The organism is Dietzia sp. Alg238-R159 (assembly GCF_900537145.1).
In the GTDB taxonomy this organism is placed as follows: Bacteria; Actinomycetota; Actinomycetes; order Mycobacteriales; family Mycobacteriaceae; genus Dietzia; species Dietzia kunjamensis.
Genome location: NZ_UNRI01000026.1, coordinates 1 through 7,758, shown reverse-complemented (window position 1 = coordinate 7,758; position 7,758 = coordinate 1). Strand labels below are relative to the sequence as shown.

Annotated in this window: 8 protein-coding genes and 1 pseudogene; 5 read left to right on the top strand and 4 right to left on the bottom strand. The window is 63.6% G+C overall.

Annotated features, from left to right (window positions below; translation table 11 throughout):
• From G6R20_RS18350 to G6R20_RS18340, 3 genes and pseudogenes are all read right to left on the bottom strand, one after another.
• Nucleotides 1-347, bottom strand: a pseudogene (locus tag G6R20_RS18350) (IS1634 family transposase); the annotation flags it as partial.
• A gap of 453 nt (nucleotides 348-800) precedes the next feature.
• Nucleotides 801-1,058 carry a type II toxin-antitoxin system RelE/ParE family toxin gene (locus G6R20_RS18345; RefSeq protein ID WP_163377267.1) on the bottom strand — a complete coding sequence of 86 codons (258 nt, stop codon included), beginning with the start codon at nucleotides 1,056-1,058 and terminating at the stop codon, nucleotides 801-803.
• Between the two features lie 21 nt (nucleotides 1,059-1,079).
• Complete coding sequence (locus tag G6R20_RS18340; RefSeq protein ID WP_033098516.1) at nucleotides 1,080-1,325, bottom strand: type II toxin-antitoxin system Phd/YefM family antitoxin; 246 nt, start codon at nucleotides 1,323-1,325, stop codon at nucleotides 1,080-1,082.
• Nucleotides 1,326-1,822: 497 nt separating this feature from the next.
• Here G6R20_RS18340 and G6R20_RS18335 point away from each other — a divergent pair, with 497 nt between their 5' ends.
• The 4 genes from G6R20_RS18335 to G6R20_RS18320 are packed head-to-tail and all read left to right on the top strand — an operon-like array spanning nucleotide 1,823 to nucleotide 6,444.
• The gene (locus G6R20_RS18335; protein ID WP_119193013.1) at nucleotides 1,823-2,902 is read left to right on the top strand and encodes a nucleotidyltransferase; all 1,080 of its coding nucleotides are present in this window, start codon (nucleotides 1,823-1,825) and stop codon (nucleotides 2,900-2,902) included.
• Between the two features lie 7 nt (nucleotides 2,903-2,909).
• Complete coding sequence (locus tag G6R20_RS18330; protein ID WP_061230136.1) at nucleotides 2,910-4,478, top strand: ThiF family adenylyltransferase; 1,569 nt, start codon at nucleotides 2,910-2,912, stop codon at nucleotides 4,476-4,478.
• Nucleotides 4,475-5,008, top strand: a complete 534-nt coding sequence (locus tag G6R20_RS18325; RefSeq protein ID WP_163377266.1) for a Mov34/MPN/PAD-1 family protein — start codon at nucleotides 4,475-4,477, stop codon at nucleotides 5,006-5,008. The genes G6R20_RS18330 and G6R20_RS18325 overlap by 4 nt, the downstream gene beginning before the upstream one ends.
• Nucleotides 5,005-6,444, top strand: coding sequence for an SAVED domain-containing protein (locus G6R20_RS18320; RefSeq protein ID WP_163377265.1), 1,440 nt, complete (start codon nucleotides 5,005-5,007; stop codon nucleotides 6,442-6,444). The genes G6R20_RS18325 and G6R20_RS18320 overlap by 4 nt, the downstream gene beginning before the upstream one ends.
• Before the next feature lie 175 nt (nucleotides 6,445-6,619).
• On the opposite strand, the gene G6R20_RS18315 is transcribed toward G6R20_RS18320, so the two are convergent.
• Nucleotides 6,620-7,216, bottom strand: a complete 597-nt coding sequence (locus G6R20_RS18315; RefSeq protein ID WP_119193012.1) for a recombinase family protein — start codon at nucleotides 7,214-7,216, stop codon at nucleotides 6,620-6,622.
• 208 nt (nucleotides 7,217-7,424) lie between these two features.
• Here G6R20_RS18315 and G6R20_RS18310 point away from each other — a divergent pair.
• Nucleotides 7,425-7,758 (top strand): metalloregulator ArsR/SmtB family transcription factor (locus tag G6R20_RS18310; RefSeq protein WP_163377264.1); only part of this gene is annotated, 334 nt, incomplete at its 3' end.

Sequence of the window (7,758 nt, the reverse complement as noted above, 5' to 3'; positions counted from 1 at the left end):
GCGGGAGTGCCCAACTTCAGCTTCACGGTCGGCTCCACCGCACGGCACAGCACCAAGTCGCGGAACACCGTATCGCCCACCACGTCGAAGCCGAGCCTGGAGTACGTACCGGTCAATCCTTGCCACAAGATCCGCGCCGTGGACTGCTGGATCCGCGCGGCTGTCGCTGCCGGCACATCGATCACCGCGGCGCCGCGCTCGCTCAACTCCAGGTCAAACGCCTGCTGATCGCCCTGAATGCGCTGCTTGGCGACCTCGATCAACGCCGCCAACTCGCCGGGGGTGTGAGCCGAACCGAGGTGCTCGCGCACCACCAGCCGGCCGCTTACCCACTCGACCAACTGCACGCCCGTGGCCCCCGACCCCGTCGGCACCTTCCGAAATTTCAGCCCCACACGTCCAAGCTACCGGGCCGTTTAGTGTCACAAACGCCAGCCCCGAACTCGCCCTACCAGCGAAAACCGCAATCCCGATCCCTAGAACAGCGTCAACTTGTGGAAGTCAGGTCTGGGTCGCCTTCCCGCTGGCAGAACTCTTGGTGGCCGGGCCGCGTTGCCCCACGGGTGTTCCCGCATATCGGTGCAGTCGGTGACTGGATGATTTTCATGCCGTTAGTGGGCCGCCCTTGGTGGCGTCGAGACCCTGGGTAACGAGCAGTTCTAGCAGCTTCGGCTTGTCTGCTTAGGCGTTGGATCCTGCCATCGCGAGCCGTGCGGCTGCGGATTGTCGAAACGCGTCCTATCGGCGTCGGCGAGTGGTGCCTCCTCGAACGCCCGGTGGCGACTTGGCGTGGGACGGAGTCACTTGTAGACGTCGCCGCGGTGGCCGATGCGCAGCACAAGTACGACGAGGGCGTCGTCTTCGATGTTGTAGATGATGCGGTAGTCGCCCACGCGGATTCGGAGTTCGCCGTCGCCTCCGGCGAGCTGAATCGCGCCAGGCGGTCGCGGTGTCGCCGCGAGGGCTTCGATGGCGCGGACGATTCGCTTTTGCTCGGTGGGATGAACTTTGCGGAGGGCTTTGGCGGCCGAGGGCTTATAGGTGATCGAATAGGGCATCAGTGAGTGGGGCGCGCAGGCTTACAGGCCCAGTTCCGCCATGAGCTCCTCGTGGGAGATGCTGCCGCCCTCACGGCGAGCGTCGGCCGCGCCCTGAACGTCGGCCTGATCCTCCAGGGCCTGCAGTGCCCGGTCGAAGAACTCCGGCGAGACGACAACGGCCCGGCGACGGCTGCCACGGCTGAGGATCTCCACAGGCGCCCGCTGTGCGGCGTCGAGCACCTTGCTCTGATGGGCGCGGAAGTTGCTGAGCGTCGTGGTCACCATGACGCCAATAGTACATCTTGTACAACTCGCGGTCTAGTGGCCCTTAGATGCCGCGGACAGCGGGATCTACTCATCTCTCCTGATCCGCAGACTTGACGGAATCCAACAGTATCGGCGATGTGGCCGCGAGTCTTTGGCCCAGTCTCGTACGTTGCAGTCAGTCATGATGGCCGAGCCGTCGCCGCCGTTTGCCGGAGGGTCGTAGTCCCGACTTTCTTCGCAAAGCTGTCGGACTCTGCTCCTACACTGATCACACCTCGTCCAGTACGGGGCTGGCCGGTCGCAATTCCGGTGGCCAGCCGCGTTTCCAAAGAGGGGGTGCCGGTTGGACCGAGTCAAGAAGGACGAGTCCCGCGACATGGTTGCGTGGGTTGCTGCCACTGACAGTGTCGTCGAGGCCCCGGTTCATCGGAGGCCCTGATCTTGGAAACACGGATGCGTTCATGCCGCATACGGTCAGCGGTACCGAGTCAGGTGAGTGATAGAGGATGGAACCCGTGGAGACGCTAGAAAACGAGTTCGGCCAGGCAGTTCGCAATGTCACCATCAGTGGCGTCAAGCGCGACCGTGCCATTGCGGCACATACGGAGGTCCGCGCGCTGCTCGAAGCCGACCCGGAACTGTGCTCGTGGGGCGTCGACACCATCCTGATCGGCTCCTATGCCCGGCAGACCGCCCGGTACCCGGGCAAGGATGTTGATGTATTCCTCCGCTTTAAGAACCTGTCGGTCCACCACGACCCTGGGAAGGTCTACGACGCTGTCGAGCGCACCCTTGTTGCGAAGTACGGCCTTAAGGATTACGAAGAGGGCGGTCGGGTCACACGCCAGTCCAGGTCTCTCAAGATCGACTTCCTGGATCCCGACGACGATCTGAGCGACAACTCCTTCTCTATCGACGCCGTCCCCGCCGTTCCGTGGGGCGAGCACTGGGGAATTCCTAATCGTGATCGTGACCAGTGGAACAGTGAGGAGAAGCGCTGGATTAGGACCAACCCGGTCAAATTTGCCGACGACACCAACGCCCTGGCCGTCGCGACCTGGAGCCCGACCGTGGGCACGATGAATGCATACCGGCCCGTGGTCCGACTCCTCCGTCAGGTTCGCCACGTGCACTTCGGGGAGCAGCGACCCGGTGGCCTCTTTATCGAGGTAGCTGCCTACTACGCCTGGGAAGACCAAAGCATCACTGGCACGACCTGGGCCGAACTGGTCACGTCCACCTTGGAACAGGTCGCCAAGCGGTTCGAGCAGTGCGCCGAGAGCGGCCTTCTCGACCCGGTGCTCGACACGCCGATGAAGCCTGCCCTTGGTTCCTGGCAGTGGACGGCCGCTGCTGACCGGTTAAGCCAGCTCGCCGAACAGGCCCGCCAAGCACTCGACTCCGAACGTTGCCTTGCCGCGAAGATGTGGCGAGACATCCTCGGCAGCAACGATCGTGGTCAGGTCCTCCCACTCCCAGATGGATGCGACGCCAACGGGTTCCCCGTCGGGGCAGTCACCGCTGTTGGAGCAATCGGCAGCAACGACCCGCGCGGTTTCGCCGGACTCCGCGGGCTCACCCGACGCCACCTGTGAGCAGACCGTGGAGACGTATGACGACGCCGCGTTCGAACGGTTCTGCTCCGGCCTTGTCAACGAAGGGTTCTCCCCAGTGCACGGCACGGCGCAGGCCAGATGGACTGGTCCGCTCCGCGAAAGCCTGAGGCCCTTCAGCGACGCAACCCGCATGCAAATCGAGTTCTATCAGGGCTGGCCGCTCCGCTACGCCCATATAAGGGTCCCCGAGCTGAAGGCCGAACACGTTGCTCAAGGCACAATCTGTTTGTGGGCTGAAGACGACCCTGCCCAGATCGCGGGCCGCGACCTCCAGACGTTCTGGCAGCGCGTCGACGACTGGGCCGAGACAGCTCAGCGCGGCTTCCGCCTCGAAGACCGCGCCCTAGATGCCTACCTTCTCTTTGGCAAGAACACCGTGTACCAGGCTGAACTGCCATTCGGCGACCTCATCCGAGCTGGCAGCAACGGCTACCGGGCTCCCCTCGTCGCCGCCATCCGAGGCGACCGTACCTACATGATCGAGCGCGCCCCAGCAACCAGTCCAGACCATAATCAGCCGGCGCCTCTCCGAGGAGCGTTTTACCTTCGACGACATATCGACACCCCGCCCCGCGACCTCGTCGACTTCCGCGCCGCCCTAACCAACAAACAGACACAAGACCTCGACCGGGGCCTCGCCGCCAGGACAGACACAGCTCCCCCGGAGGCCAGCGGCGGTCACGACTTCGCCGTCCTTGCTTGGCCTCGCCATGACCGCGACCACGACGCGGTCGTGATCGTCTTCAAGGGCGCCGGAGACACGCTTGAAGCATCAGCCATCGCCGCAACCCCCAACGACATCGCCGCCCGGAAACGACGCGCTGGGCCAGACGCTACCGCCCTCTCCGACAAGCGAATCCTCATCGCTGGAGCCGGATCCGTCGGAGGGCACGTCGCCCTCAGCCTCGCCGCCAGCGGAGTTGGTCTCATCCGTCTCCACGATGGCGACAATCTCAAGACCGCCAACCTCGTTCGCCACGCCAGCCACAAGCTCGGTGTCGGCTACAACAAGGCTGTCGCCATGTCCGTCACCATCGAGGGGCACGCCCCCTGGACCACCGTCGAACCCAAGATCGACAACGTGCCTTACACCCCCTCCGCGCTCACCTCCAGCATCGAAGGCTTCGACCTGGTCATCGATTGCACTGGGACCATCCCGTTCACCGCAGCCCTCGCCGAGATCAGCCGACGCACCGAGACCCCACTCATTACCGGAGCCCTTTTCCACCAGGGAGCCCTTGCGCGCGTACAACGGCAAGCCGGAGGCGACACCCTCATCGCAGCACGCCCCAGCGACCCCACCTACAGCAACCTGCCACCAGAGAGCCCGCGCGAACCGGACACAGGTTTCCTCGAATTGGGATGCACCGCACCGGTGAACAACGCGCCACCGACGGCTGTCCTCGCGACCGCCGCTGACATCGCCCACGCCGCCGTCGACTTCCTCACGGGCCGCTGCAAGCGCGCCGACGAACGCATCCTGGTCTTCCAACCCATGGCCGCCCCATTCGACTCGACCGGGACCCACGACCACAAACCGGGCGGCAGCAAGTGAACCGCAAGGCCGCCAACCCGATCCTTCTGCTCTCAGAATCCGCCAAGACCTCGATAATCGCCGCAGCTGCCAAAGCCCACCCCAACGAGACAGGCGGCATCCTCATCGGAGTCCACACTGAAAATGGCCAACCCTGGGTAACTCGCGCAGTCGAAATCGCCACCAACGACCGAGGCCACAATCACTACAAAATCCCGTCTGGTGCCACTCAGCCCAGCGTGCACGCCGCCCGGCGAACAGACCCTCGACTTGGCTACCTCGGTGACTGGCACAGCCACCCCGTTAACGTCGGTCCCAGCTCGATCGACCTCGCAACGCTCGCCACCTATTCGATCAAGCACCCCAGGACATCCAACCCCACGCTGATCGTCGTTCGGAACGCCCCAGACGGTCGTGTTCTCGATGCCCGCCGGATCGTCACCGTGATCCCCCGAACCTGCGATCTCCACCTCACAGGTGACCTGTCCCAAGGGGCCCACCACGACGACACGACTCAAGGCGACCCACGGGCTCCAGAGGAGTCAGAATGACCACCAACCAGATGCCGAGCCCGAGCGGAACCCGCATCGCCGGGGACGACTACCAGTGGCTGCACGCCTGGCGATTCTGCATGCAGGCCCTCCACGAGGACCTCACCGGCAACACCACGAACCCAGTAGTGGCTGTCGGCGTCGAAGTAACCGGCGCCGGCAATGGCGACGATATCGTGCTCCACCGCCGGCAGCCCCCGAACACATACACCCAGGTCAAGTACGCCGTGGACAACCGTCGACAGGTCAACCTGGAGTACCTCAAGACAAGCGGTGTCCTTCGCAAGATGTTCGAGACCTACGCCGATCTGACCGCCGACGGTGCACCGGTGGAGATGCGTCTAATCACCAACCGTTCCCCCGACTCCAACGACACTCTCCTCGCGGACCGCGACGGACGTAACGGCCGACTGCTACCCAGAGCCGCACAAGGCGGACCCAGGTCCGACCGAGGCAAAGCACGAGCCGACTGGGCCAACGAAGCCCAAACCGATGAGGACCACCTCCTCGAGCTGCTCAATCATCTGCACTTCGACGTCGCCTACGACCACGACCGGCTCCTCAAGGACGTCAGCCTCCTCATGACTGTCAACGGCCTCCGCTCGGACCATGCTGCCGTCGCGCTTGGCTCTACTTGGGTGTCTCAGCAGGTCATCTCGGGTCACCGTCGACTCACGCTTGACGACATTAGGAAAGCCATCGCCGACCTCAGCCTCCAAGCTGGTTCGCCGTGGACGACGATCTCCGTCGCCACCATCACCCACGATCACCTCGCAGAGCAGGCGGCCGTGAGCATCGACTGGGTCGACCGTATGAGCGGTGCCACAGACTGGAAACGGATCGAACCTGCGGCGCCCGCGACCTGGGGCGACCTCGCAGCCGATATCCGGGCCATCCCCGGCCAACTTGGCGGGAGCAAACGCGTCCTTGTTACCGGCCACATGCGTCAAGCCACCGGATTCCTCGTGGGTACCGAGCTGCGCCGCGTCAAGGGTTACGAAGTCGGTGTCCGTCAAGGTGACCAACTCTGGACGAGCGAGGAACAGATCACCAATGACATCGTCACTCACACCCCAGAAGGCGCCCCCACAGGGACAGACACAGCAATCATTGTCGCTATCGCCGCCGACGCGGCAGCCGACGCTATCGAATGGATCAACGAATCGGACCTCTCGGTCTCGAAGATACTTACCCAGCCCGCAGTAGGCATCGGACCAAAGTCCATCTTGAATGCTGCCGCCGCAAACAGTGCCGCGATCGCCATTCGCGACCTAGCCCGCCGCCACTCAAGAAACGGCGATCTGCACCTGTTCCTGATTGGCCCGCTAGGTCTAGCGGTACTTCTCGGGCACCACTGGAACAGGGTCACCACTACGCACGTCTATGAACACCTCGGTGGTGCCGACTACACGCACGCCTTCACCGTCGAAGCCTGACGGGATTGGCCAGGGTTAGGCGGACTCTCGATTGAGTCGTCCGGATCGTCGCTTTGGGGTACACGCCAGCGGTGCGACCCTCAGTGTGGACTTCTGCCTGTTTCGTAAGGTCACAGACGTTCTCTGACACTTGCATCTCCCTGGGGTCTAGAGCCCAGTAGCGCCCGCACCGCCGTCAGTGGGGGAGTATTGCGCGGTCGCGAGCTGCCTGCTGGTGGCGATAGAGCGTTGCGCGGGACCACCCGACCAAGCTGGCGGCCTCCTGGGCGGTGCGTCCCTTCTTTCGAGCGCCCTGGGCGATGTCGAGTTTTTCCGCGATGACTGCTGGATCGACAGGTGGTCGGCCGAACCGGGTGCCGCTTTGTTTCGCGGCGGCGATGCCGGCGTTGACTCGCTCGGTGATCAGCTCGCGTTCGTACTCGGCCAGGGTGGCGAGCATGCCCAGCATTAACCGGCCTGTGGTGGTCTCCGGGTCGATGCCATCTGAGAGGGACCGGATCTTCACGCCCTTGTCGCGAAGGAGGTTCACGGTGTTGAGGACGTCGATCAGGGATCGGCCGAGGCGGTCGATGCGCCACACCACGACGGTGTCGCCGGTCTCGACGTAGTCGAGTAGTCGCTTCATGCCCGGGCGTTCGATCGCGGTCCGGCTGCCTGAGGTGACATCGGAGAATACATCCCGCTTCTGCACCCCGGCCTCGACCAAAGCGTCCAGTTGCAGCTGCGCATCTTGACTGGCGGTACTGACGCGGGTGTACCCCAAGTTCCTCATGGCCCGATTGTGCCTCACAAACCCCTACCGAGTCGTCATCTGTGACAGTCCCCGTCAAGACGACTTGGCGAGACGCCACCGGTGTCTGTTGTCCCAGGAAAGGGACGCGAAACCGGCCGATGTCTAGGGCTGGGTCAAGGGTCTTGAAAAACTGTAGGGGTTTGAGGCATTCTCCCGACAGTTCAGCAGACGCTGTATAATTCAGCAAGTGCTGACCATTTTTTCCCGTGTGGATGTGATGAACCGGTTAGGGCGGGCGATGGCCGACCCGACACGGTCCCGGATACTGCTGACCTTGCTACAGCAGCCGACCTACCCGGCGGAGCTGGCCCGGGACTTGGAGCTGACACGGTCGAACGTGTCGAACCATCTGGCATGCCTGCGCGACTGCGGGATCGTTGTCGCCGTGCCCGAAGGTCGCCAGACCCGGTACGAGATCGCAGATCCGCACTTGGCGCGGTCGCTGTCCTCCTTGGTGGAGGTCACCCTCGCGGTCAACGAAAACGCCCCCTGCTTGGAGCCCGGCTGCTCAGTGCCGGGTT

Excerpts from the sequence above, each read along its gene's own strand:
- G6R20_RS18345 (WP_163377267.1), bottom strand. The coding sequence starts at position 1,058 with ATGCCCTATTCGATCACCTATAAGCCCTCGGCCGCCAAAGCCCTCCGC.
- G6R20_RS18340 (WP_033098516.1), bottom strand. The coding sequence starts at position 1,325 with ATGGTGACCACGACGCTCAGCAACTTCCGCGCCCATCAGAGCAAGGTG.
- G6R20_RS18320 (WP_163377265.1), top strand. The coding sequence starts at position 5,005 with ATGACCACCAACCAGATGCCGAGCCCGAGCGGAACCCGCATCGCCGGG.
- G6R20_RS18315 (WP_119193012.1), bottom strand. The coding sequence starts at position 7,216 with ATGAGGAACTTGGGGTACACCCGCGTCAGTACCGCCAGTCAAGATGCG.